The following is a 2108-nucleotide window of genomic DNA, read 5'->3' as shown; positions in this document are numbered from 1 at the left end:
CTGCGGCATTGAAACCAGCAGCGCCCGTAGCGAGTTACTGGCGCATCTGCTGGATGAAACTGGCCAGCGCAATTCTCGGATAACCAGTGATTGATGGGACTGCCGCTGTTGTGGCTCCAGAGTATCCCTTTTTTCCTTCGCAGTGGCGTGGCGGCGGCGAGCAATACCAAGATCAACTCCATCCACTGTGCGCTGAGCGGCAGCTATCTTAAAGAGCTAGTGACCGACAAGACCACCCGCCAACGACGTGATTGAACAGTTCGGTACGCCAGGAGGATAATCATGGCTGAACACGACGGTGAACCGCCATTGGGGCGGGAAACCCAGTTGGTGGCACTACGCGATTGCGATCGGGCGCCTATCATGATCATTAGTGGAGCATCAACGGCATCGGCACCTTCCATAAATTGGCGCTACAATATATCCCCGCCATTCTCGTTGAGAAAAGCGACTGGTGTAAAGACGACTAGAGGCGCGCTCTCGCGCATGATTCACGGTGGTTTTCGCTATTCAGAGACCGGCGAATTTGGTCTGGTGAAGGAACCCGTTACCGAACGTGACCGACTACTGCTTAAAGCCTCGCACTATGTCGCGCCGCTGCGCGCGACGGTACCCATCGACAGTTGGGCGGTTGTCTTTTTAACATCGGTAAGCGCTTCCTGCGTCTGAGCGAAAACCCGCCCTGCGTGGCGTGCTGATCATCAAAACCGGCGTGACACGCTTTATGATCCCTACACCCGTCAGAGTAGTACGATGCCGCGTCATCAACAGAAACTCAATGGCCTTGGCAACTACCCCGCCCGCGCTGTCCGGGATTCGCTGCAGCGCCACCTACTACGATGCCTGGATCACCGCGCCAGAGCGTCTGGGCATTAACTTGTTGGAAGGTTCCCAGCGCGCGAATCCACAGGCGCTGGCACTGAATTATCTTAGCCTGGAAAGCGCCGACAGAGTGCATCTGACACTGCACGACGTACTCAGCCAGGAAACCTTTACGCTGCTCCTGCATATCGTGGTGAATGCCACCGGCGCCTGGGTCGACTAGCTTAATGGCGTATTGGCACCGGAGCGGACGGTTCAGAAGATGATTAGCGTCACTAGGGAATCCTATCTTACTCGTGCGCAGCCCAGAGTCATTGCGCATGCTGAGAGATGAAATAGTGTATTACGAAAATCACGAGGGAAGGGTTTGCATTATGTTCCCCTGGTTCGGTTTGGTGACCCTAGTGAGGCAGTCTACGATGAAGCAGAAAAACACTATATTCTCAAATCCATTAACTTTGTATCCCCCTCAATAAGAATGGGCGACGACGATATAATTTATACTTTCAGCAGTGTGCGTCCTTCCTTCCCGCCATAGCGATGCCGCGTTAAACGTCCGCATCTCGCGTAATCATTCTCTGGCGTTACTGCCACTGGCCATGGGTCATCGCTGTGGATGCCGATGGGCACAGAAACGACCTGTATGCGCTCGACTGTCAGCAGCAAGCCCGTAAAAAGCGCGAGTCTATTCATCAGCGCTCGTTACAAACCCCTTGGGCCGCCATGCCGGATTGATGAGCTACGCTGACTGAAGATCCATGACACCGTGCTGTACCGCCGCATTGGCCACGTGATGTGCACCAAGGATGTCAAGGGATGTCATCAGCTATTTCCTATGCGGATCGCTCAGCGGGGATTACTCCGATGCGGCCAGCACAGGTCTAATTGACTATCAACGGCGCGACTATGACCACGAGTTTATGACACTATATGGTATGATACGGTGTGATGATGTACCAGACACGCTGACGCTGCTGCGCGAATCCTGCTAGGTGGCGGGACACGTCAGCGAGCGTGGCGTCCGCTTGATCAGCCTGATCACCGGGATCCTAGTCGTGGCCGGCATCTTCGACGTGGTGGCCAGTAGCGATGCATCTATTGCCTCCGGTACGTAGAGTATAAACCATGTGGTGGATCGGCCGGATTACTTACGGCCAGTATTTATGAATTCCATCATCGAAAAGACCTCTGCATGGCGATCGAGGCCAGCCCTACTTCCGCCGCCAATCTTGACTGGTTCGTGCGCGAATTTACCGCCGGCCACGGCACGCCAGGCACGGCCCTGC

The 2108-nt window shown here is 54.9% G+C and carries 4 protein-coding genes; all 4 read left to right on the top strand.

Annotated elements, in window-relative coordinates:
- Nucleotides 1–93: 93 nt before the first annotated feature.
- The 4 genes from BG74_RS12370 to BG74_RS18740 all read left to right on the top strand — a co-directional run bounded on the left by BG74_RS12370 (nucleotide 94) and on the right by BG74_RS18740 (nucleotide 1937).
- Nucleotides 94–255: a hypothetical protein gene (locus BG74_RS12370; RefSeq protein ID WP_204376291.1), complete on the top strand. Its 162-nt coding sequence runs from the start codon at nucleotides 94–96 to the stop codon at nucleotides 253–255.
- A gap of 27 nt (nucleotides 256–282) precedes the next feature.
- Nucleotides 283–669 (top strand): hypothetical protein, encoded by a 387-nt coding sequence (locus BG74_RS01955; RefSeq protein WP_066596217.1) that lies wholly within the window; start codon nucleotides 283–285, stop codon nucleotides 667–669.
- A 22-nt stretch (nucleotides 670–691) separates the two neighbouring features.
- Entirely contained in the window at nucleotides 692–1045 is a 354-nt protein-coding gene (locus BG74_RS01950; RefSeq protein WP_187202506.1) for a hypothetical protein, read from the top strand.
- A gap of 769 nt (nucleotides 1046–1814) precedes the next feature.
- Nucleotides 1815–1937, top strand: a complete 123-nt coding sequence (locus BG74_RS18740) for a hypothetical protein (protein ID WP_256364186.1) — start codon at nucleotides 1815–1817, stop codon at nucleotides 1935–1937.
- Nucleotides 1938–2108: the final 171 nt, after the last annotated feature.

The sequence above is a fragment of the Sodalis-like endosymbiont of Proechinophthirus fluctus genome (assembly GCF_001602625.1).
GTDB lineage: Bacteria > Pseudomonadota > Gammaproteobacteria > Enterobacterales > Enterobacteriaceae.
The sequence above is the reverse complement of the archived record's forward strand: the minus strand, read 5'-3'. Positions and strand labels throughout refer to the sequence as shown.